Genomic DNA, 22,893 nt, shown 5'->3' with positions numbered 1-22,893 from the left:
TGCGCTCTGGGCGCAGAGTGACGGGACCACGTCACAACGGTGGGGGTCAGGTCACTTTGCGCCTGGGGGTGGGCGGGTACAACACGCCCTCGCTGACATCTTCAACCTTTTCGCGGCGGCCGCGAGAGGATGGGGGGATGCAGAACTCAGTTCCGGACGGACCCAGCACCACCCAGCCGATCGAGGTTGCCGCGGTGGTCCTGTACCGTCCGGACGGCCAGGTCCTCACGGTCCGGAAGACCGGCACCTCCATGTTCATGTTCCCCGGGGGCAAGCACCAGGCGGGCGAGGCGCCGCTGGACACCGCCCTCCGCGAACTCGCCGAGGAGACCGGCCTGGCCGTGCCCCCGGAGGACCTGGAGTACCTCGGCGCCTGGGACACCCCGGCCGCGAACGAGGACGGCCAGCAGCTGCACTCGGACGTCTTCGCCCTGCTGCGGCCGCTGGCCCGCAACGAGGTCCCCACGCCGGACGCCGAGATCGAGGAACTGGTCTGGATGGACCCGGCCGCGCCTCAGGCCCCCGCCGGGTACGGGATGGCGCCGCTGCTGGTGGCCGTCTTCGAGCACCTCAAGGACCGTCGCCCGTTCTGATCAGCGGTGATGCTCACGCAGGAACCGCCGCTGCACCCGGGCGTCCACCACCACCAGGAGGGCGACCACCGCGAAGCCGGCCAGGGCCAGCAGGGCGGCCGGGCCGGCGTCGTCCCCGGGGGCGAACAGCGCCCGCGCCTCGTCCTGCCAAGGCCACAGGGTCCGCAGCCCGCCGATCATGACACCGGTCAGCACGGCCAGGGTGATGGTGTGGTGGTGGTCCAGCAGCCACTTGAGCAGCTTCACCACCACCACCATGCCCAGCGCCATGCCGAGGGCGAAGATGCCCAGGTAGGCGAGGTCGAGCTCATCCACGGCGCGCAGCGTGGGCTCGTAGAGGCCGAAGGTCAGCAGCAGGAACGAGCCGGAGAGCCCCGGTAGCACAAGGGCGGAGACGGCCACCATGGCCGCCGGCACCAGCACCAGCGGGTGGGCCTCGGCCGAGGCCGGCGGCAGGGAGACCAGCAGGAAGGTGGCCGCCGCGGCCGCCAGCCCGCCGATCAGGTGGACCGGCCGCAGGCGCACCTCCGCGGGGTCCCTGCCCACCGCGACGCGCCGGAACCGCTCGGTGGCCAGGCCCTGCAGCATCATCCGAAACGGCACGGCCACGGAGGCCAGCACCATGCCGAAGAACAGCGCGCGCATCATCACGGGGTGGTTCTCCATGGCGTCGGCCATCGGCCCGGCCACCGTGAACACGGCGAGCACCATGGCGATCGCCACCGGGATGACCACCCGCCAGTGCACCGGGCGCAGGTGCTCGGTGGCGCCGGCGCGCCGGTCCGGGCCGGTGATGAGCCGGCGCCCGGCGGAGATGACGTGGGCCGCGGAGTCGATGAGGTGGTGGTAGATCCCCACCACGAGCGCCACGGTGCCGCCGGAGACGCCCGGGACGGTCTCCACCGCGCCGATCAGCGCCCCGCGGATCAGGTTGCCCAGCAACGACGTCGGCCGCGCGGCCGGGGCGGTGGGCTCGGCCGGGTCTGCGGCTGGGTGTGCGGCCGGGGGGCCGGCTCGGTGCTTGGCGGTGGGACCGGCGGGGGATTCGGCACTGGACATGGAGCGGTGGACCTCCGGGGTGGCTGGGGCCGCACGACGGCCGGACGGCCCCTGAGTCTACCGACTCGGGGGGGCCGGCCCGCATCAGGGCAGGGGTGGCCGTGCCTCCAGCAGTGCTCGGGTGAACGGGGCGCTCGGCTGGGCCCAGACCTGTTCCACGGGTCCCTGCTCCACGATCCGCCCGCGGTGCATGACGGCGACCGTGTCACAGACCTGGCGGATGACCGCAAGATCGTGGGAGATCAGCACCAGCGCGGTGCCGGTGCGCTCCTGCAGGTCGGCCAGGGTCTCCAGGATCGAGGCCTGCACCGTGACGTCCAGGGCGGAGACCGGCTCGTCCAGCACCAGCACGGCGGGCTCGGCGGCCAGGGCCCGGGCGATCGCCAGCCGCTGCCGCTGGCCGCCGGAGAGCGAACGGGGGCTCCGGTGCAGGACGGAGGCCGGCAGCCGGACCAGCTCCAGCAGCTCCTGGGGGCTCTGGGCGCTACCGGACAGGCGCAGCGCCGTGCGCAGGATCCTCCCGCCGTCCCAGCGCGGGTCGAAGGAGCCCAGCGGGTCCTGGGGGACCAGCCGGACGAGGTGCCGCCGGGGCCGGCGGTGCCGTTCGGACAGGTCGCTCCACGGCTCGCCGGCCAGCTCCACCCGGCCGGCGTCCGCCCGCTCGGCGGCCACGAGGATCCGCGCCAGCGTGGACTTCCCGCTGCCGGACTCCCCGACCACCCCGAGCGCCTGGCCGCGGCGCACGGTCAGGCCCACGCCGTCGAGTGCCTCCACCGCGCCGCCGCCGGGCAGCCGGTAGCGCCGGCGCAGGCCCGTGGCGCGCAGCACCTCCGGGGCCTGCTCCGGGACCGGTGGCCGCTGCCCCGGGCCACGCGGGACGGCGGCCACGAGGGCCCGGCTGACGGGGTGGGCCGGCCGGCCCAGCACCTGCCCGGCGCTGCCGGACTCGACCACGCGGCCGCCGTCCAGCACCGCCACGTCGTCGGCCAGTCGCGCCACCGCGCCGAGGTCGTGGGTCACGAGCAGCACGGCGGTCCCCTCGTCCCGGAGCCGCCCGAGCAGCTCGAGCACGCCGCGGGCCACCGTGGCATCCAGGGCGGTGGTCGGCTCGTCGGCGACCAGCAGCCGCGGCACGGAGACGATCGCCGAGGCGATGAGCGCGCGCTGCCGCATCCCGCCGGACAGCTCCCCGGAACGCTGGGCGGCCCGCGTCTCCGGCTCGTCCAGTCCGGCGTGGGCCAGGGCCTGCAGCACCCGGCGGCTGCGTTCCGGCCGGCGGGTCCCGCGCAGCTGCAGCGACTCGCCCACCTCGGCGCCGACGGTGCGCAGCGGGTCGAGCGACTGCAGGGCGTCCTGCAGCACGAAGCCCACCTCGGCCCCGCGCAGTCTCCGCCAGCGCCGGGCGTCCGCCCCCGTGACGTCCTGCCCGGCCACCGTGAACCGCTCGGCGGCCACCGTGGCCGGCGCGCCGCCCTCCCCGGCCAGCCCGACGAGGCTGCGTGCCAGCACGGACTTGCCGGCCCCGGACCCGCCGACCACGGCCAGGCAGCGTCCCGGCTCCAGCCGCAGGTCCACGTCCCGCAGCACCTCCCCGACGCCCGGGAAGGAGACCGTGAGTCCGGCGACGTCGAGGACCGGGGCCACGCCCTCTTCGCTCAGACCGCCGCTCATGCCGGTGCCACCGCGCTGAGCCGCCGGCCAAGCATCGTCAGCGCGGCGGCGGCCGCCGTGATCGCCAGTCCCGGCGCCACGGTGAGCCACCAGGAACTGGTGATGTGCAGCCGCCCGGCGTTGAGCATGGCCCCCCACTCGGGGGAGGGCGGCAGCGCGCCGAGGCCGAGGTAGCTCAGGGCGGAGACCCACACGATGGCCTGCCCGATCCCCAGGGTCCCCACGGCGATCAGCGGCCACAGGGTGTTGGGCAGCACGTGGCGGACGAAGGCCATCGGTGCGGAGACCCCCTCCAGCCGAGCGGCGGTGACGTAGGGACTGTGCACCACCGACCGGGCGCGGGCGCGCAGGATGCGGGCGTAGCCGGGGGCGGTGGCCAGGCCCACGGCGAGCACCGAGGGGCCTACCCCCGCGCCGAGCACCGAGACCAGCAGCAGGGCAAGCACGAGGCTGGGCAGCGCGAAGAGCACCTCGATGACCCGGCTGAGCGCACCGTCGAGCCAGCGCGGGCCGAGGGCTGCGCCGAAGCCGAGCAGCAGCCCGAGGCCCAGCCCGATCGCCGTGGCGGCCGCCCCGACCCCCAGCGACTGGCCCGCCCCGTGCACCACGCGCGTGTAGACGTCCCGCCCGGAGGCGTCCGTGCCGAAGACTGCGCCCGGCCCGGGCGGCTGGTAGGCCTGCGCCGGCGCGACCGCCGTGGGGTCACCGGGGGCGAGCAGCCCCGGCAGCAGGGCGGCCAGCACCACCAGGAGCACGACGCCGGCGCTCACCATCCCGCCCGCGCCCAGGCTCGCCGTCAAGCGCCTCAGCCAGCGCCTCGCCCACCCGCCCACGGCGGCGGCCCGGCCTGCTGTCCGGCCGGCGGTCCGGTGGTCCGACTCATTCTCCTGCTGCGCGCTCACGAGACCACCTCGCCCTCGGGTGCCCTCCGCACGGCCTCGACCCGGCCGCGCAGCCGGGGGTCGACGACGCGTTCGAGCAGGTCGGCCACGGACATGACCACCACGTAGCCCAGGGCGATGACGAGCACCACGCCGATCACGAGCGGCACGTCCCGGGCATGGGTGGCGTCGATCAGCAGGCGGCCCAGGCCCGGCCGGCCGAACAGGGTCTCGACCACGACGGCCCCGGAGAGCAGCGAGCCGAAGGCCCACCCGGACAGCGCGATCGCCGGCAGCGCGGCGTGCCGCAGCGAGTGGACCCACAGCACCCACCGTTCCGAGGCACCCCGGGTCCGGGCCGTCGTCGCGAAGGGGGCCGTGTGGGCCTCCTCCAGGCCGTCCCGCATGACCTGCCCGAGGAATCCGGCCACCGGGACGGCCAACGTCACGGCGGGCAGGATGAGTGAGCGCAGGGAGTTGTCGCTGCTCGTGGCCGGCAGCCAGCCGAGCCCGCCGGCGAAGACCGCGATCAGTACGGCGCCCAGCCAGAAGTGCGGCATGACGGAGGCGACCACCTCGCCGCCGCGCAGCAGGCCCACCGCGCGGCGGGCGAGCGGGCCGCGGGCGCGCACCGCCAGGGTGGCGACCGCCAGCGCGAACGCCCAGGCGAGCACGAGCCCGAGGCCGGCCAGGGCGAGCGTCCCGGGGAGCTGGTCCCCGATGAGCTCGGCCACGGGCAGACGCCGCGCGTAGGAGTCACCGAGCTGGAACGTGACGGTCCGGGCCAGCTGCAGCAGGTACTGCACCAGGAGCGGCTCGTCGAGGGAGTACTCCTGCCGCACCCGGGCCATCGACTCCTCGCTCGCCTGGGAGCCGGGGCCCCCGAGGATCGCCTCGGAGGGATCGCCGCCCGCGGCCCGCAGCGCGAAGAACACCACGGTGGCGACCACCCAGGCCACCAGGGCCGCCGCGGCCAGGCGCCCGAGCAGCCAGCGCAGCACAGCCCTCATGCCGCGTCCGTCCGGCCCCGCCTCACGGGATCACTGCTGCCGGGATCACTGTTGCGTCAGCTGGGCGTTGATGAAGGTGGGCGTGGCCACCGTGCCGAGGGTCGTCACGCCGGTCACCCCGCGGGTGAGGAAGTGGTTCTGCTGGTCGTACAGCGGCAGGATGTAGTAGCCCTCCAGCACCGTCCGCTGCGCCTGCTCGTACAGGGCGGCGCGCTCGTCCGGGTCGGTGATCCGGGCGGCCTCCTCCAGCGTGGCGTCCAGCTCCTCGTCCGTGACCTGGGAGAGGTTGGCGAAGTAGCCGCTGGGCGCGGGCTCGGTGCCGGCGGAGTGGTAGAGGGTCCGCAGCACGTCCGGGCCGACCTTGGTGTAGGGGGCGCTGACCGCCTCATACGCGTTGTCACCGCCGTCCTCGGGCGCGGCCAAGGTGCCGTACCAGGCGGACAGGTCGAGCGGGGTGAGGATGACCTCGAAGCCCACCTCGCGGGTGTTGGCCTGGATCTGTTCGAACAGTGCCTGCTCGGCGGCCACCGACTGGTTGGTGCTCACCGGGAAGCGCACGGTCAGGCGCTCGCCGTCCTTGACGCGGTAGCCCTCGGCGTCGGTCTCGTCCCAGCCTGCCTCGTCCAGGAGCCGCTCCGCGGCCTCAAGGTCGGTGCCGAAGAGCGAGGGGTCGCTGTACGCCATCGGCTCGGCGCTGGACAGCGGCGAGTGGGACCGGGTGGCCACGCCCTGGTAGAGCGCCTCGATCCCCGGGTCCACGTCCGAGGAGCGGATGAACGCCTCGCGCACCCGCTCGTCGTCGAAGGGAGCCTGCCCGGAGTTGAGCTCGATCCGGTTCACGGAGCCGGGACGGGGAGCGTCCAGGTGGCTGAACTGCTCGCCGGCCGCGCCCGTCTCGGCGGCCACGATCGCCTCCGGCTCGGGGTTGTCGATGACGTGGACCTCACCGGACTGCAGGGCCGCCCAGCGGGTGGCCGGGTCCGGCAGGAACCGCCACTCGATGCGCTCGAGGTGCGCGGCGCCGTCGCGCTCTGCCTCCGGCCCGTGGGAGGTGTACTCCTCGTTGCGCTCGAGGATCACGTGCTGCTGGGGCACCCATTCGCTCACGGTGAAGGGGCCGGTACCGATCGGGGCCGCGCAGTTCTCCTCCATGCCCCGCTCGATCCCGGCCGGGGACTGCATGGCGGTCCACTGCATGCTCAGCGACTCCAGCAGCGCGGAGTCGGGCTCGCTGAGGTGGAAGCGCACGTGGGTGGCGTCCACCGGCTCCACCTCGGCGATCTTCTGGACGGCGAGGAAGCCGGTGGAGGAGGCGGTGTCCGGGTCCTGCAGGTGCTCGATGTTCGCCTGCACGGCCTCGGCGTCCAGCGGCGTGCCGTCGGTGAAGGTGATGTCCTCGGCCAGGGTCAGGTCCCAGGTGAGGCCGTCCTCGCTGACCTCCCAGTCCGTGGCCAGCCAGGGCTGGATCTGCCCCTCCGCGTCCCGCCCGACGAGCGGCTCGAGGTACTGGGTGCTCAGCAGCGCCTGCGGGTAGTTGCCGCCCACGTGCGGGTCCAGGCAGGTCGGTTCGGCGTCCCCGGTGGCGTAGACGAGGGTGCCGCCCTCCACGGGCTCTCCCGCCCCGGCATCGCCGTTTCCGGAGCCGCTCTCACCGCCGCTGCAGGCCGCGAGCAGGAGCGTGAGCACCGCAGCGCCTGTGGCCAGGCGGACTCCGCGTCGGGGGGAAACGGTGGACAGCCGGGCATCGGCCATAGGGACATGCACCTTCACTCGAGATTGACACGTCAATCGTAGTCGAGCCGCCCCCGGCGGATTCATCCGGCGTCATGCCGTCCTGGCGCACACCTCACGCACCGCCCCCCGGGGATGGCGGCCGGCCCCGTGGGGATGCCACCATGGCCGGCATGCCCAGCGAACCTGCCGCCACCCCGACCGATGCCACCCCGACCGACGCCCGCCCGCCCAGCGGCTCCGCGGAGGACGGCAGCGTGAAGGCCGTCCTCCACCACTACCTGAGGACCGCCCGGCGTGACCTGCGCTGGAAGCTGGAAGGGCTCACGGAGCGTCAGCTCCGCACCCCCATGACCCCTACCGGTTCGAACCTGCTGGGGATCTTCAAGCACGTCTCCTCGGTGGAGGTCGAGTACTTCACCGGCTGCTTCGGCCGGCCCTCGGGGATCGAGATGCCGTGGTTCGAGGACGATTCCGAGCCCAATGCGGACATGTATGCCACCGCCGAGGAATCGGTGGAGTGGGTCTTCGCGCTCGCGGACCGCTGCGCCGCAGCGTCTGATGCGGCGATCGACGGGCTGGACCTGGCCGCCGTCGGGACCGTGCCGTGGTGGAGGAACGGGACGGTGACGCTCGGCCGGCTGCTAGTACACATGGTGGCCGAGTACCAGCGGCACCTGGGGCACGTGGACATCCTGCGGGAACTGCTCGACGGCGCCGCGGGCCTGGCCCCGGCCAGCTCGAACCTGCCCGGGGAGGCGGACGGCGCGGACCGGCGGTGGTGGGAGGCCTACTCGGCCCGGCTGCAGGCCCTGGCCGAGGCCGCCCCGGACACCGTGCCGACCGGCTGAGGCCGACCGGACAGCCGGATACTGCGCCGGCAGCTGGGCGATCTGGAAGAAGGCCCCGGCCGGGTCGGCCACGGTGGCGAGCCGGCCGAACGGGGTGTCCATGGGTCCGTCCAGCACGGTGCCGCCCAGCTGGCGGACCTGTTCCGCGGCGGCGTCGGCGTCCGCGACGATGAAGTATGCCCGCCAGTGGGACGGGGTGCCCTCCGGGTACCAGGCGCGGGGCGCCCCGCACAGCCCGGCCGAGGCTGCCTCGCCCGGGTGGTTGTTGGCGTAGGCCACGTCCTCGCCACCAGTCTCCTCGCTGCCGCCCTCGCCGCCGTCCGAGAGCGGGGTCGGGTCCCAGCCCCACACGGCGCGGTAGTACTCGGCGTCGGCCTCGAAGTCGAAGCTCATGACCTCGAACCAGACCGGCGCCCCGACCGCCCCGTTGAGCTCGAAGCCCTCGAAGCCGTCGGACTGCCACAGCCCCATGCCCTCTCCGCCGGGGGTCGTGACCACACCCATGGTCCCGAGCCCGGGCATCGGCATGGCGGGGACCACCACGTTGCCGCCCGCGGCGGCCGTGTCCGTGAGGGACTTCTCGATGTCCTCGGTCTTGAGGTAGACGGTCCAGAAGGCGGGCTGGTCCTGTTCGTCCTCCTGCATGGACATGGCCCCGCCGACGTGGGCGCCGTGGTTCGTGATCATGTGGTAGTGGGCGAAGTCCGGCCCCATGTCCTCGAACTGCCAGCCGAACAGGGCCGTGTAGAAGCCCTGGACCGCCGGCAGGTCCGGGACGCCGAGGTCCACCCAGACGGGAGACCCGGGGGTGATCGCGCGGGGACTGGCGGGGGTGGTCTGGGCGGTGGGGGTGGTCTCGGACATGGCGGTCTCCTGGTGCTGGGAAGGGTGCTGGGGGGGGTGCTGGTGGTCGGTCAGCCGCCGGGCCGCAGGCCCGGGAGCAGGGAGGGCAGGGCGCTGAGCAGGGGGAACTGCCACGGGGCGGCGAAGTCCAGCCCCAGCTGCACGGTGGCGGAGCCGGTCAGCGGCTGCGGATGGACCCCGACGGCGGGGCGCGGGTTGGCGAGGTGCTCCACCGGTTCCGCGGTGGCCGGGACGGCCGTGGCCAGCAGCCACGGGGCGGAGGCCACCACGGGCAGCCGGAAGGTGCCCTCACCGAGGCGGAGGACGCCGGTGACGGGGAGCCCGGCCGGGGACGGCGCCGGGTAGAAGCCGATCCAGACGAGGGCCTCCAGGCCGGGCCCGCCCCGCAGCCGGGGCGGCAGGCGGACGGTGCCCCGGACGGTGCCGACCTGCCCGGTGAGGGGGTTGGGCCGCCCCGCGCTCACGTGGGCCTCGATGACCCCCGGCGGATACAGGGTGAACGGACTCGGGGTGGACACGGCCAGGGAGTCGGCCAGCCGGCGCAGCTCCGAGGGGGCGACCCCGACCTCCTCGCGGAAGCGGCGGGTGAACGTGCCGGGGGAGGAGAACCCGACCTCGTGGCAAATGTCCACCACCGAGTGGTCCCGGGTCAGGAGCAGCTCCTTGGCGCGGTGGAACCGCACCCCCGCCAGGAACCGGTTGGGGGTGACCCGCAGCCGCTGGGCGAACATGCGGGTGAAGTGGAACTGGCTGTAGCCGGCGGCATCCGCCATGTCCGCCACGGTGATCGGTTCGGTGGCGTGCTCCGCGATGAAGCGGGCAGCCCGCCGGGACGCCGCCTCGTGTTCGACGCTCTGGTCTTTCACGGATCCAGTGTGGATTCTGGTCCGCAGCGTTGTCATCATGTCACCGTCTCCGGGGCCGATCAGCCCGAGGGCATCTCCGAGGACATCCAGGGGATCTCCCACTGGTGCCCGTCCAGGTCCCGGAACGTGCGCCCGTACATCAGGCAGGCGTCCAGCATCTCCTGGCCGGGATGCGGATCGGGGGCGGGCACCTCGATGGCCCCGGCGGCCAGGTGGGAGTCGGCCACGGCCCTGCCATCCAGGAAAGAGGAGAAGAAGTCCCGGGCCAGCAGCATGACCACCACGTGGTCGCTGAAGGACAGGGAGATCGCGTTCTCGTCCGAGTAGTCCTCGGAGATGCGGACGCCGGTCTTCGTCCAGAACTCCCGGGTCGCCGGGACGTCGGAGACGGGGAGGTTGAGGTAGCTGGTGGCGCCGATGACGTGACCGGCTGCGCTGGCGTTGCCCATGGCACCGACCCTAGAATCGCGCGATGCCGGGGACGACTCCGATCGTGCGCATCTGGGTCGCAGCGGCGGCACCTTCGGGGAAGGAGCCGGTCAGCCGAGACTCAGCAGGACCGCCGCGATCCCGGCGGAGACCAGGCCGACGGCCCGCCGGGACGTGACGCGTTCGCGGAGCACGAAGACTCCGAGCAGGACCGGGATCACGGGGTAGAGCGAGGCCAGGGCGACGGCGGCCCGGCCGGCGACCATGGCCCACAGGCCGTCGGCGTCATCGACCAGGCCGTAGACGACGGCGGAGGCGAGCGCCAACACCGGCCCCATGATGCCAGAGCGATGGCCGCCGGGGTGCGTCCCCGGCGGCCATCAATGCGGCTCCTTGCTGTGTCGGCAGCGCAGGGTCAGGCCAGAGCCAGCCCCTGCACGGGGGCCAGCTTGGCGGCCCGCTGGGAGGGCGCCACCGAGGCGAGCAGCCCGGCGAGCACGGAGACCGCCACGATCACGGCCAGCTCCCACCACGGCACCACGGGCCAGACGATGGACTGGCCGATCCCGGCGGCCATCGGCCCGAAGACCGTGTGGGCGCCCATGCCGCCGTAGAACGTCCCGAGGGTGCAGCCGATCAGCGCCGCGACCCCGGAGATCAGCACGGCCTCCAGGGCCAGCATGCCGCGCAGGCCGCGCCGCGTCAGGCCGAGGGCACGCATCAGCGAGTTCTCCCGGGACCGTTCGATGGCGGACAGGGACAGGGTGTTGGCCACGCCGATCAGGGCGATCAGCACGGACACCGCGAGCAGTGCCGTGACCACCATGAGCATGCCGTCGATCACCACGGAGAACATCAGTCGCAGGCTCAGGTCCCCGGAGATCTTGTCCTGGGAGACCCCGGCCGCCTGCGCGATGTCCGTGTTCAGCTGCTGCAGCCCGTCCATCGAGACGCCATCCGAGGCGTCGAGCCAGAGCTGCGGCGCTGCGGCGGCCTGACCGTCCCCGACGGTGCCGGACTCCAGGCCGATCCCGCGGGCATCCTCGAGGGTCATCACGGGGCGGATGCCGGACGAGGAGCTCTGGATGGTCTCCAGTTCCACGGAGCCGGTGGCGCCCGTGACGGTCAGGGTGTCCGCCTCGATGGTGTTGGGCACCAGGATCGTGCCGGCCTCGCCCAGACGCTCCGAGGCCCCGGCGGGCATCCCGGAGATCACGGAGCGCAGCTCCTCCGGCTCGGCGGCGAAGACGGGAGCGCCCTCGACCTCGGCACCCGCGTCAGCCCCGGCCACGCCGGCCGGCAACAGCAGGGCGGCGGAGTCCACGCCGTCCACGTCCGTCACGGCCTGTTGGGCGGTGAGGGCCTCGGCGGCGTCCAGGCCGCCGGCGTCGGCAGCCGCACCCGGCTGGGCCGCGGACTCCGCGCCGTCGGCGGGAGAGGCGGCGCCCTCGCCCCCGATGAGCTCGACCTGGAGGTCGACCGGGAACTCGGCGGCGAAGATGGTGTCCATCTGCTGCTGGGCCGTACGGCCGCCCGTGAGCATCATGGCCACCAGGGTGGTGCCGATCAGCAGGGCCGCCGCCGTGGCGGCGGTGCGCCCCGGGTTGCGCACGGAGTTCAGCCGGGCCATCCGGCCGGGCACCCCGGCGGGCTTGGCGGCCAGGCCGGCCACGGACACCACGGCCGGCACGAACAGGATCGCGAGCATCAGCACGCCCACGAAGGACAGGGCACCGCCGGCCACCGCGATGGCCAGGTTGGCGTCCGCCGCGCCCCAGAACAGCGCGGCCGCACCGCCCAGCAGGGCGAGGCTGCCCAGGACCAGGCGGAGCGCGCCGGCCCGGTTGCCGACGGCGGCCTCCTCCCGGGGGCGCATGGCCTCCAGCGGGGAGACGCGGGTGGCGGCCAGGGCCGCGGACAGGGAGGCGATGATCGTCATCACCATGCCCACGGCCACGCAGGCGAGGAGATCCCGCGGGTTGACCTCGAAGGTCAGGAACCCGAAGCCCTCGTTGGTGGACCCCCAGGCCACCAGGGCGGCGACGATCCCGCTGGCCAGGGCGGAGCCGATGATCGCGCCGACGACCCCGATGATCCCCGCCTCGGTCAGCACCGAGCCGCGCACCTGCCGGCGGGAGGCGCCGAGGGCCCGCTGCAGGGCGAGGTCCCGGGAGCGTTGGGCCACCAGCACCGAGAAGGTGTTGGAGATGACCAGCGCGGTGACGAGCAGGGCGATCACGGCGAAGGCCCCGAGCACCCACACGAAGACGTTGGAACCGGCCATCTGGGCGACCTGCTCCTGGGCCTGCACGTCCGGGGTGGCCACCGTGACCGCCATCCCCTCGGTCTCGGCGAACTCCTGCAGCGCGGCCTGGACGGCGGCCTGGTCGGCACCCTCCTCCAGGCTGATCAGCACGTACTCGGCGTAGTCCTGGCCGAGCATCTCCTCCAGGTCGACCGCCTCATCGCCGGCAGCGCCGGCGTCGGCCGTCATCGCCTGGACGGTGTCGAGCTTCAGGGCCTCGGCCAGGGCGTCGTCCATCTTCAATTGGATGGCGCCGATCGCACTGGGGTTCTGGGAGACCTCGGTCAGACCGGAGACGGTGACCTTGCGGCCGGCCGCATCGGCGGACATGCCGGACATCAGGAAGGTGGAGGAGCCGACGTCGAGCCCGAAGTTCTCGGCGGTGCGCTCATCCAGGGTGATGTCGGTGGTGGAGCCGGCAGCCGGGTACTCGCCGTCCGTGAGCGGTTCGGCCACCAGGGAGGTGTCCTCGGGGACGGTGGAGGCCAGGGCGTAGTCGGAGTCGCGGCTCCAGGTGCCCTCGCCCTCGGCGCCGGCGGGGCGCTGGACGCCCACCGCGGTGACCACGTGGGCGTACGCGTCCTTCACGCCCTCCACGTCCTGCAGGGGGCCGGGCTCGGAGGAGGTGCCGGCCACCTCGGCCATGGAGGTCATTGCCTCGAAGGTGTCGCCGGAGCCGGAGGACGGGCCGATCACCAGGTCGGCCTGGGAGTAGGTGGCGCCGATCGAGTTGCGCAGGCTGGCCGTGGAGGAGGACCCCACGAGCAGGGCGGACGCCAGGAACGTCACGCCGATGGTGATGGCCAGTAGCACCGAGATGTAGCGGCGCGGCTGGTCCCTGAGTTGGGAGAGGGCGAGCTTCAGCATGGCTCAGGCCACCCCCAGCTTCGCGAGGGAGGCCAGCACGTTGTCTGGGGTCGGGTCGGTGATCTCGCCGGCGAGCTGGCCGTCGGCGAGCAGGACCACGCGGTCGGCGTAGGCGGCGGCGGCCGGGTCGTGGGTGACCATGATGATGGTCTGGCCCATCTCGCGGGAGGACCGGCGCAGGAGGGAGAGCACCTCGGCGCCGGTGGCGGAGTCCAGGTTGCCGGTGGGCTCATCCCCGAAGACCACGTCCGGTCGGGTCAGCAGGGCACGGGCCACGGCCACGCGCTGCTGCTGGCCGCCGGAGAGCGCGTGCGGCTTGTGCTTGAGGCGGTCCTTCAGCCCGAGGATCCCCACCACGTCCGCCATCCAGGCCTGGTCCACCGGTCGTCCGGCGAGGTCCAGCGGCAGCACGATGTTCTGCTCCGCGGTGAGGGTGGGGACCAGGTTGAACGCCTGGAAGACGAAGCCGATGCGGTCCCGGCGCAGCTTGGTCAGCGCGGTGTCGTTCAGGCCGGTGATCTCCTGGCCGCCGAGGACGATGGAACCGGAGTCCGCGGTGTCCAGTCCGGCCAGGCAGTGCATGAGGGTTGACTTGCCCGAGCCAGAGGGTCCCATGATGGCGGTGAACGCCCCGGCCGCGAAGTCCACGTCCACGCCGGCGAGGGCGTGGACGGCGGCCTCGCCCTTGCCGTAGGTCTTGACGAGACCGCGGGCGGAGACGGCGGTGGAGGGGGTGTTCGAGGCCGGGGGAGTGGTGGGCGCGATGACGTCGGTGGTGGTATCCATGCTGACCACTCAACCGGAAACCGGCCCCCGCCGGATCGTCCGCGGGGCCCGTTCCGTGGCCGTTCAGGGTCATCCTCCGGGATGACTCGGGGTCATCCCGGACTACCCCGGCCCGCCGGGGGTAGCATTCGCTGGGGCGGTCCCGGGACCTGCGGCCGCCCGTCACATCACCACAGTGGAGGGGGAGGCCGTCAGTGGATGTCCTCATGGCGGCACTGCCTATCGTGCTGACGCTCGGCCTGCTGCCGACCAGGCTTCCCTCCTGGGTGGCCCCCGGCGCCGGCCTGGCCGCCGCGCTGGTGGTGGCCGTGGCCTGGTTCGGCTCCCCGTGGGCGGGCCTGGCCGAGGCCTTCGGCGGCGGGGCCTGGACCGTGGTGGAGGTCCTGGCGATCATCGGTGGCGGCGTGCTGCTCTCCCGGGTCATGGACCGCACCGGGGCGCAGCAGCGGATCGCCATCTGGCTCTCGGCCGGCGGCGGCCCCACCGTGGCCTCTGCCCTGCTCATGGTCACGGGCGTGGTGCCCTTCATGGAATCCGTCACGGGCTTCGGCGTCTCCGTCATCATCGCCATCCCGCTGCTGCGAGCCCTCGGCTTCACGCCCCTGCGGGCCGCCCTGCTGGCCCTGCTCGGTCTGACGGTGGCGCCGTGGGGCTCCATGGCCCCGGGCACGCTGCTCGGCGCCGAGATCGCGGGGGTCTCGCTGATGGACCTGGGCCTGGCCTCCGGCGTCTTCAACGTCCTCGCCTTCGTGGGCGGCGGGGCGCTCGCCGCCGTGGTGGCCGGGCGCGGCTCCCACGAGGTGGGGGCCTACCGCGGGGAGCTCAAGGCCACGGCCTACGCCACGTGGGCCGGCATCGGCTTCACGGCGGGACTGGTGCAGGGCGCCCTGATCATGCTGAGCAACCTCCTGCTCGGAACGGCCGTGGCCGGCGCGGTGGGATCCCTGCTGATGTCCGGTGCCTGGGCCCTGATCATCAGCCGCGGCCGGCTCCAGCCCACCCCCTGGCGCTCCCTCGCCCCCTACCTGATCCTGCTCGTGGGGACGATCTCCGGCCAGGTCCTCGAACGGACCCTGCTGCCGAACGGACTCGGCGCCGTGCTGGGCTCCCCGGCCCTGTGGTCCATCACCGGTGCGCTGGCCGGCACCTGGATCCTCGGGATGGAGAGCCACCACCGCTGGCTGCTGCCGCGGGAGACCGGCCGGGTGTGGCTGGGTGCCGCCGTGCCCACCGGCCTCTACCTGCTGCTGGGCTACGCCGTCTCCGGCGGTGGCCTGGCCGAGAGCCTGGCCACCGCGCTGACCACCCTGGGCGGGGGGTACCTGTTCCTGGTCCCGTGGATCGGCGGGCTGGGTGGATACATCACCGCCTCCAACACGGGGGCGAACTCCATGTTCGGGGGCACCCAGACCGCCGCCGCCCACGCCCTGGGCGTGGACCCGCTGTGGGTGATGGCCTCCCAGAACGCCGCCGCCGGACTGGGTTGCCTCACCAGTCCCGCCCGCATCGAGCTGGCCTACCGGCTGGCGATCGCCGAGGACCGGGCGGACCATCCCGGACCGCGCGTCACCCGCGGCAACCTGCTGCGCGTGACCCTGCCGTTCTTCCTGGCCTGCCTGGTCCTCTGGGCCGTCGCGGGGCTGCTGTTCCTGCCGGCCACGGGGTAGTGGCCGCGTCTTCGGAACTGTCATCGGATTTCACGCAGACCGGGGCCCGCTTCGGCCGGCCGGTGCGTGGAATCGGAGGACGAGCCGGGAACCCGGCACCGGACCGGCCGGCGCCGAGCCCGGAGGGCGGTCCTACGGCTGGGCGATCCCGGTCCGGTAGGCCGTCACCACGGCCTGGACCCGGTCCCGCGCGCCGAGTTTGGCCAGCACCCGGCCCACGTGCGTCTTCACGGTGGCCTCGGAGAGGAACAGCCCGGCGGCGATCTCCTGATTGGAGTCCCCCCGCGCCATCAGCCCGAGCACCTCGCGCTCCCGCGGCGTCAGGGACTCCACCGCGGCAGACTCCCGCTGCCACCGCTGGTCCGCGGCGTTCTCCCGCCGCAGGGTCGGGGCCATGTGGTCCAGCAGCCGGCGCGTGGTGGAGGGGGCGATCACGGCGTCCCCCCGGTGGACCGTGCGGACCGCGGCGAGCAGCTCCTCCGGCGGGGCGTCCTTGAGCAGGAAGCCCGAGGCCCCGGCCTCGATCGCCTCGAGCGCGTACTCGTCCAGGTCGAAGGTCGTCAGGACCACGACGCGCGGGCCGTCCGGCTCGGTGCCGCCAGCGGGCGGTGCCGTGTCTGCGGTACCGGAGGGGCCGGCGTCGTGCTCCGCGGGAAGCAGGGCCCGGGTGGCGGCGATGCCGTCCATCTGGGGCATGCGGATGTCCATGAGCACCACGTCCGCGCCGCGCACAGCGGGGGAGGCCACGGCATCACGGCCGTTGGAGGCCTCCGCCACCACCGTCAGGTCCGGCTGGGAGTTGATGAGCATGGCCAGGCCCGAGCGGACGAGCTGCTGGTCGTCCACGAGGGCCACGCGGATGGCGTCCTGCTGATGATTCTCGGTCTGGTTCACGGTTCCATCCTCCCCTGTCTGCTGCCCCCGCACCGGCACCACGGCGTTCTCCGGGCACAGATCACCGGTGTTCTCTGCCCGGAAGGCACTCAGATCTCCTGATACGGCACCGTGGCGTGCACGGCGAAGCCGCCGCCCTGGCGCGGGCCCGAGCGGACGCTGCCACCGAACAGGCCGATGCGTTCGCGCAGCCCCACCAGGCCCTGGCGGGAGCCGGCGGTGGCCTCGGAGGCGGCGGCGCCGCGCCCGTTGTCCTGCACCTCGATCTCCAGCCCCCGGCCGGTCCAGCGCAACCGCACCGTGGCGGTGGCGTTCGGGCCGCCGTGGCGGACCGTGTTCGTCAGGGACTCCTGCACCGCCCGGTAGGCGGCGAGCTCCCCGCCAGTGGGCAGCGCGCGGCGGGCCTCGCCCTCCACGGCGAAGTCCACGTCCAAGCCGGTCAGGCGGATGGTCTCCACGAGGTCCTCGAGGTCCACCAGCCCCGGCTGCGGGTGGAACTCGGTGGCCTCCGGGCCGCGCAGCACCCCCAGTAGCCGCCGCATCTCCCCGAGGGCCTTGCGCCCCGTCTCCGAGACCGTGCCGAGGGTGTCCACGGCCACCTGCGGGTCCTGGGCGCCGGCGTAGCGGCCGCCGTCCGCCTGGGTGATGATGACCTGCAGCGAGTGGGCCACGATGTCATGCATCTCCCGCGCGATGTGGTTCCGCTCGTCCGCCGCGGCCAGCTCGCGCTCCTGCGCCGCCTCCACCTCGAGCTGCCGGGCCCGGTCCCGCAATTGCTCCATGGCCAGGCGGCGGGTGCGGGCGAGGTCGCCGAACGCCCACGCCGCCAGCACGATCGAGGCCGCGCCCACGGCGAAGGAGCTGGCCACCACGACCTGTTCGGTGGGCGTGGTGTAGATGTCCGGGTTCTCGACCAGGGCGGCGCTCGGGTCCAGGAAGGAGCGCGGGAAGTACGCGATCTTCACCCCATTGAGCACGGCGCCGGCCAGAGCCGTGCCGATGCCCGCCAGGGAGGCCCACCGGGGGGCGTTGACGGCCAGGTTGTGGACCATCATCGGCACGATGATGATCGAGGGCAGCAGCTCCGGGCCGATCAGCAGCTGCACCAGGCAGAAGAACACCGTGAGCCCCGCCGCCAGGACGGGTTTCCACCGACGGATGGCCCAGGGGGCGAGCTGGCCGACGGAGATGGTGAAGGCCAGCAACACCCACGGCAGCCCGTTGACGTCCGGGGCGCCGATCGGTGCGGCCGCGCCGATGGACAGCGAGGAGAAGGTCAGCAGCAGGAGGCACGCCACCAGCACGTCCGAGATGACGGGGTGGGTGCGGAACCAGGTGTCGATCCGGCGCAGGGGGTTCACTGAGGCGAGACCCCCAGGATCTCCGTCACGATCTCCGCGGCGGGGGCGGTCCGGGCACGGGCAGCCCCGACGCCGGCCCACAGGCTGACGGACTCCGCGTCGCCCGCCGCGGTGGCGGCGGCGCGCAGGGGCTGGGTCAGGACATTGACCTCCGGGTAGGCGGCCGGGGCGTCGGCGTGCCGGAGCATGAAGTCATTCTCGAGCCCGCGGGCCCAGCGCCCGGAGTAGGCACGCGTCAGCGCGGTGCGGGCGGATCCGTCCGGCGCGGCGAAGTGGGTGCCGGCGGCCGCCTGGTCCAGCGCGGCGCGCTGCAGGGCGGAGGTCCCGGCCTCATGGGCCCGCAGGAACGCGGTGCCGCACTGGGCGGCGTTGGCCCCGGCGGCCAGCACGGAGCGGACCCCGTCCGCCTCCATGATCCCGCCCGCGGCGAAGAGCGGAACCGAGGGCCCGACGGCGGCCCGCACCTCGGCCAACAGGTCCGCCAGGGCGGTGGTCCCCGGATCCGCGGCGGGATCGTGTACCGAGCGGTGGCCACCGGACTCGGGGCCCTGCACGCTGAGCAGGTCGGCGCCGTGCTCCAGGGCGCGGGTGGCCTCGGCGGCCGTGGTGACGGTGACCCCGAGGGCGGACCCCCCGGCGTGCAGGCGGGCGAAGACCTCGGGGGAGGGCAGCCCGAAGGTGAAGGTCACCAGGGGCCAGGCACCGGCCTCGGCGGCGTCCAGTTTGGCGTCCCAGCCGTCGGTGGCGTCCGGTTCCAGGGACTCAGCGGCGGGCAGGCCTGCGGGGTCCACGCCGAGCCGCGCGGCCTCGGCGAGCAGGCTGGAACGGTACGCGGCCACCTCGGCCGCGCGCCGCCGTCGTGCCTCCGACCCTGGTGCCGAGCGCTCCGCGGGGATGGCCGTGTTGGCCGGCTCGGGCACGAAGAGGTTCACGCCGACGGGAGCCTGGGTGGCCTGCCGGGCCGACTCCACGTCCTGGACCAGCCGCTCCACGGGGCGCATCCCGCCGGCAAGGAAGCCGAGGCCCCCCGCAGCGGACACGGCCGCGGCTAGCTGCCACGTGGAGGGACCACCGGCCATGGGTGCGGCGACCACGGGCACGGCGGGCCGGGTGAGGGAGGCGGGAACGGACGGGGTAGTGCTCATGGGTGGATTCTGGCACGCCGCGCGATCGTCAGGGCGGCGGCGGCGACGGCCAGGCCCACGGCCGCCATGATGACCAGCCGGGTGCTCTCGCCCAGCGTGGTCCACAGGGCGAGCCCCCCGCCGACCGTGACGAGGGTGATCAGCAGGGCGAGCAGCGCGGGGGCATGGTCGGGGAGCTCGGTGCCCGGGTGCGCGTCAGTGGGCGCGGGGGCCTCCGGGTCGGTGAGGTCCTCGGCGGGCCGGGAGGCGGAGATGATGTGGTGGGAGGTCTCGGAGAACTGGTCGGCCGCCGGGAGCGTGACGATGTGGAGGGCGGCGGTGTCTCGCGTGAGATCTGCGGAAGGGGCGAGGGCTGGTGCGTGGCTCATGCTCTCCAGAGTGCCCGCCGGAGGGGGTGCCCCAGAAGCCACTGCGGGGTGAACCTGCCGCCCGGCGCGTACGACTCCAGGATGACCCCGCCCCGGACTCAGAGGATGCCGAGCAGGCCTGCCTCCGGGGAGACGCAGGCCATGGGGTCCACCGCGGCCGTCAGCGCCGGGTTCCGGTTCAGCAGCGGCACGGTCCACTTCTCCCCGGGGTGCATGGTCTTCTCCCGCCCCTCCACGTTGAGGTGGATGGGCCGGGCGGAGCCCTCGAGCAGCTGCAGGGTGATGCAGTACTGGGTGATGCGCACGCTCAGCGGCTGCCGGCGGAACCGGATGGTGAACTGCACCCCGGGGACCTCCAGGGGCAGCAGGGGATGCAGCCAGAGGGTGTCCGAACGGGTCTCCACGCCGGCATAGCAGCGGATGACCATGTCCACGGTGCCGGCCATGGCCCCCAGGTGGATGCCCTCCCGGGTGGTGCCGCCCTGGGTGTCGGAGAGGTCGGCCTCGAGGGCCTCCTCGAAGAGCTCCCAGGAGCTCGAGCGGTCGGTCCGGGCCGCCACCCAGCCGTGGACCAGCCGGGACAGGGTGGAGCCGTGGGAGGTGCGGGCCAGGTAGTAGTCCACCGTGGCCGAGAAGTCCTCGGAGGTGAAGTGGTACCCCATCCGGTTCAGGATGCCCTGCAACTCCTCGGAGGAGAACAGGTAGGCGAGCATCAGCACGTCCGCCTGCTTGGAGAGCTGGTAGCGGTTGGTGGTGTCGCCCTCCGCCTGCAGGATCAGGTCCAGCCGGCCGATGTTCCCGTACTGGCTCCGGTACCCGGTCCAGTCGAACTCGTCCAGGTCCTCGTAGCCGTCGAATTGGCTCATCACGCCGCCGGCCTGGAACGGCACGCGCAGCCGCAGGCTCATGTCCGCCCAGTGCTCCAGCTCGTCCTCGAAGACGTCCAGCCACTCGGTCAGGGGGTCGTCCAGCCCGTTCAGCCACTGCACCAGCCGCACCGTCTCGGACAGCACCCAGGACAGCAGCACGTTGGTGTACGCGTTGTTCCGCACCCCCGAGCCGGGAGTCTCCGGATAGCCGTCGTGGTACTCGTCCGGGCCCATCACCCCGTGGAGCTCGTACCGGCCCCGCTCCGGGTTGAAGTGCGCCATCGAGACGAAGAACCGGCAGATCTCCACGAGCATCTCGGCGCCGTAGTCCGAGACGAAGGTCTCGTCCTGGGTGGCCTCCACGTAGCGGAGCACCGAGTACGCCACGGCCAGGGAGACGTGCCGCTGGTTGTGCGAGTTGTCCGGCATCCACTGCCGGGAGCGCTCGTTCCACAGCTCGGTGGGCGTCTCCTCGCGGCCGTCCGAGCCGGACTGCCACGGGAACATGGCGCCGCGGTACCCCTCGGCGCGCGCATTGGCCCGGGCCTCCCCGAGCCGGCGGTAGCGGTACATCAGCAGTCCGCGCGTCAGATCCGGCCGGCGCAGGGTCAGCATGGGGTAGACGAAGATCTCGTCCCAGAAGATGTGGCCCCGGTAGCCCTCTCCGTGCAGGCCTCGGGCCCCCAGGCCCGCGTCGAGGTCGCTGCGGGAGCCGAAGGAGGACTGCAGCACGTGGAAGGTGTGCAGGTTCAGCGCCAACTGGTGGCGCTGGGTGGAGCCGGCCCGCACCAGCGCCTCCGTGGTCTCCAGCCGGGTGGCCGGCGGCAACAGGTGGCCCCCCTGCTCCGGGGCCGGATCCAGCTTCACCGCGAAGCGCGACCAGTTCACCCCCCACATCTCCTCGTGGTACGTCAGCAGCTGGCGGAAGGACCCGGTCCGCTCCACCCTCTTGGCCGCGTTGTGCCACACCGTGGAGATCGCGTGGTCGTGGGTGTTGGCCACCGCCGCGATCTTGTCGAACATCACCGGGACGCCCTCGGCCAGCTCGATCCCGATGTCGTGACCGGCCACCAGGGGGCCGAGCTCCACCGGCGTGCGGACCGGTTCGGGCGCGTCGGAGGGGTACTGGAAGCGGGTCCGGGCCGCCGTGGCCACGTGGACGCGGGACTGGCTGGTCACGGTCTCCAGCAGCACGGTCTCGCCGTCCACCTCGCGGGAGGCGACCGGCTCCCAGTGGTCCGAGGCCAGCCCGCGGTCATCCGCGACGTTCCGGTTGGCCACGCGGCCGTCCACCAGGGAGCGCACCGTGGCGGTGCCGGACCAGTCCTCCGCCTCCACCGTGAGCTCCATGGCGGCCAGGTGGTGGCCCGCGAAGGACTGGAACTGGCGGGTGCTGACGCGGGTGGTCCGCCCCTGGGGGTCACGGAACCGCATGGTGCGGGACAGCAGCCCGCGGCGCAGGTCGAGTTCCTGGCGGTACGAGATCATCGAGGGGTTGCCCGGCAGCAGCTGTTCGCCGTCGCCGAGCGTGACCAGCAGGAACGTCCAGTCCGGGGCGTTGACCATGTGCTCGGTCTCCACGGTCCTGCCCTGGACCGCCGACTCCAGGCGGTTGAAGACACCGGCCAGGTAGGTGCCCGGGTAGTGGGTGGTCCCGGCCGTGGTGCCGGGCACGGAGCCGCGGGTGCCCCAGTAGCCGTTGGCCAGGGTGCACAGGGCCTCCCGGGTGCCCTCCTCGGCCGGGTCGAAGTGGTCGTAGACCAGGACCCAGTTGGAGTCGAAGGGCCGGGTGGTCCGCTGGCCCAGGTGCAGGGTGGAGATGTCCTCGACCACCACGTCCGCCCCGGCGTCCTTGAGCCGCTGCGGGTCCCGGGCCCGGTCCACGCCGACCACCAGGCCGAAGCCGCCGTCGCGGGCGGCCTGCACGCCGGAGGCGGCGTCCTCGAGGACGATCGCGTCCACGGGCTCCACGCCCAGCTGCTGGGCGGCGAGCCGGAACATGGCCGGGTCCGGCTTGCCCGGCAGCCCGCGCTCGAGGGCGGTGTTGCCGTCCACCACCACGTCGAACATCCGCTCCACGTGGCCTGCGCCCAGCACGGGCCCGGAGTTCCGGGAGGAGGTGACCAGCGCGGTCGGCACCGCGTCCTGCCGCAGCCGGGTCAGCAGGGCGAGGGTCTCCGGGAACACGGTGACCCCGTCCCGGTTCAGCACGTCCTCGAAGAAGCCCTGCTTGCGCGCCGCGAGGCCCTGCACGGTCAGCGCCTCCGCCGGCGGCTCGGGCGCCGGTGCCTCGGATGACTCCGGCACCACCAGCCCGCGGGAGGCGAAGAAGGAGCGCACGCCGTCCTCGCGCGGCTTGCCGTCCACGAACGCGAGGTAGTCGGCCCGCTCGTCGAAGGGCCGCAGGATCTGTGGGTCGGCCGTCACGGCGGCCTCGTTCTGCGGGAGGGCGCCCACCGCCGGCAGGCTTGAGTCGAAGAGGTCCTTCCAGGCCCGGGCGTGCACGCCGGCGGTGTCCGTGACCACTCCGTCCATGTCGAAGATGACGGCCCGGAAATGCCTCAGGGCATGCCTGCGCGCGGGACCGGACAGTTCGATGGATCGGGTCAGGGGGTGCATGAATCCAGCCTAGCCACGAGGGCCGCGGGTCCCAGAATCCGGGCGGAACGGGCCGGC

General features: G+C 73.4%; 18 protein-coding genes and 1 pseudogene. 3 read left to right on the top strand and 16 right to left on the bottom strand.

What is annotated here, in order from left to right; all coding sequences use genetic code 11:
* Positions 1-137: 137 nt before the first annotated feature.
* Positions 138-593 (top strand): NUDIX domain-containing protein, encoded by a 456-nt coding sequence (locus tag RE421_RS02265; protein ID WP_309813636.1) that lies wholly within the window; start codon positions 138-140, stop codon positions 591-593.
* Here RE421_RS02265 and RE421_RS02260 read toward each other — a convergent pair whose 3' ends face one another.
* From RE421_RS02260 to RE421_RS02240, 5 genes are all read right to left on the bottom strand, one after another.
* Positions 594-1,652, bottom strand: a complete 1,059-nt coding sequence (locus RE421_RS02260; protein ID WP_309813634.1) for a DUF368 domain-containing protein — start codon at positions 1,650-1,652, stop codon at positions 594-596.
* Between the two features lie 84 nt (positions 1,653-1,736).
* Positions 1,737-3,323 (bottom strand): ABC transporter ATP-binding protein, encoded by a 1,587-nt coding sequence (locus tag RE421_RS02255; RefSeq protein WP_309813631.1) that lies wholly within the window; start codon positions 3,321-3,323, stop codon positions 1,737-1,739.
* A complete protein-coding gene (locus tag RE421_RS02250) occupies positions 3,320-4,225 on the bottom strand; it encodes an ABC transporter permease (protein ID WP_309813627.1) in 906 nt (301 codons plus the stop codon). The genes RE421_RS02255 and RE421_RS02250 overlap by 4 nt, the downstream gene beginning before the upstream one ends.
* Positions 4,222-5,214 (bottom strand): ABC transporter permease, encoded by a 993-nt coding sequence (locus RE421_RS02245; protein WP_309813623.1) that lies wholly within the window; start codon positions 5,212-5,214, stop codon positions 4,222-4,224. The genes RE421_RS02250 and RE421_RS02245 overlap by 4 nt, the downstream gene beginning before the upstream one ends.
* A gap of 45 nt (positions 5,215-5,259) precedes the next feature.
* Positions 5,260-6,966, bottom strand: a complete 1,707-nt coding sequence (locus RE421_RS02240) for an ABC transporter substrate-binding protein (protein ID WP_309813621.1) — start codon at positions 6,964-6,966, stop codon at positions 5,260-5,262.
* A 152-nt stretch (positions 6,967-7,118) separates the two neighbouring features.
* Here RE421_RS02240 and RE421_RS02235 point away from each other — a divergent pair, with 152 nt between their 5' ends.
* Complete coding sequence (locus RE421_RS02235) at positions 7,119-7,796, top strand: DinB family protein (RefSeq protein ID WP_309813618.1); 678 nt, start codon at positions 7,119-7,121, stop codon at positions 7,794-7,796.
* 51 nt (positions 7,797-7,847) lie between these two features.
* Here RE421_RS02235 and RE421_RS16785 read toward each other — a convergent pair.
* The 6 genes and pseudogenes from RE421_RS16785 to RE421_RS02205 form a co-directional block, all read right to left on the bottom strand.
* Positions 7,848-8,660: pseudogene (locus RE421_RS16785) on the bottom strand (VOC family protein); the annotation flags it as partial.
* A 50-nt stretch (positions 8,661-8,710) separates the two neighbouring features.
* Positions 8,711-9,526, bottom strand: coding sequence for an AraC family transcriptional regulator (locus RE421_RS02225; protein WP_309813616.1), 816 nt, complete (start codon positions 9,524-9,526; stop codon positions 8,711-8,713).
* Between the two features lie 59 nt (positions 9,527-9,585).
* Positions 9,586-9,975 carry a hypothetical protein gene (locus tag RE421_RS02220; protein WP_309813614.1) on the bottom strand — a complete coding sequence of 130 codons (390 nt, stop codon included), beginning with the start codon at positions 9,973-9,975 and terminating at the stop codon, positions 9,586-9,588.
* A 90-nt stretch (positions 9,976-10,065) separates the two neighbouring features.
* Positions 10,066-10,284, bottom strand: a complete 219-nt coding sequence (locus RE421_RS02215) for a hypothetical protein (RefSeq protein WP_309813609.1) — start codon at positions 10,282-10,284, stop codon at positions 10,066-10,068.
* A gap of 86 nt (positions 10,285-10,370) precedes the next feature.
* A complete protein-coding gene (locus RE421_RS02210) occupies positions 10,371-13,127 on the bottom strand; it encodes an ABC transporter permease (protein WP_309813606.1) in 2,757 nt (918 codons plus the stop codon).
* Between the two features lie 3 nt (positions 13,128-13,130).
* Complete coding sequence (locus RE421_RS02205) at positions 13,131-13,913, bottom strand: ABC transporter ATP-binding protein (protein WP_309813601.1); 783 nt, start codon at positions 13,911-13,913, stop codon at positions 13,131-13,133.
* A gap of 206 nt (positions 13,914-14,119) precedes the next feature.
* Here RE421_RS02205 and RE421_RS02200 point away from each other — a divergent pair, with 206 nt between their 5' ends.
* Positions 14,120-15,580 carry an L-lactate permease gene (locus tag RE421_RS02200; RefSeq protein WP_309813598.1) on the top strand — a complete coding sequence of 487 codons (1,461 nt, stop codon included), beginning with the start codon at positions 14,120-14,122 and terminating at the stop codon, positions 15,578-15,580.
* A gap of 132 nt (positions 15,581-15,712) precedes the next feature.
* Here RE421_RS02200 and RE421_RS02195 read toward each other — a convergent pair whose 3' ends face one another.
* The 5 genes from RE421_RS02195 to RE421_RS02175 form a co-directional block, all read right to left on the bottom strand.
* Entirely contained in the window at positions 15,713-16,474 is a 762-nt protein-coding gene (locus RE421_RS02195; RefSeq protein WP_309813596.1) for a response regulator transcription factor, read from the bottom strand.
* An 89-nt stretch (positions 16,475-16,563) separates the two neighbouring features.
* Positions 16,564-17,835, bottom strand: a complete 1,272-nt coding sequence (locus RE421_RS02190; RefSeq protein ID WP_309813591.1) for a sensor histidine kinase — start codon at positions 17,833-17,835, stop codon at positions 16,564-16,566.
* Complete coding sequence (locus RE421_RS02185) at positions 17,832-18,980, bottom strand: nitronate monooxygenase (protein WP_309813588.1); 1,149 nt, start codon at positions 18,978-18,980, stop codon at positions 17,832-17,834. Before RE421_RS02185 ends, RE421_RS02190 begins: the two co-directional genes overlap by 4 nt.
* Positions 18,977-19,348, bottom strand: coding sequence for a hypothetical protein (locus RE421_RS02180; RefSeq protein ID WP_309813585.1), 372 nt, complete (start codon positions 19,346-19,348; stop codon positions 18,977-18,979). Before RE421_RS02180 ends, RE421_RS02185 begins: the two co-directional genes overlap by 4 nt.
* A 98-nt stretch (positions 19,349-19,446) precedes the next feature.
* The gene (locus RE421_RS02175; protein WP_309813582.1) at positions 19,447-22,836 is read right to left on the bottom strand and encodes a beta-phosphoglucomutase family hydrolase; all 3,390 of its coding nucleotides are present in this window, start codon (positions 22,834-22,836) and stop codon (positions 19,447-19,449) included.
* Positions 22,837-22,893 lie beyond the last annotated feature (57 nt).

The sequence above is a fragment of the Citricoccus sp. I39-566 genome (assembly GCF_031432995.1).
Lineage (GTDB): Bacteria > Actinomycetota > Actinomycetes > Actinomycetales > Micrococcaceae > Citricoccus > Citricoccus nitrophenolicus_A.
Note: the sequence above shows the minus strand (reverse complement) of the source record. Positions and strands in the feature narration are given on the sequence as shown.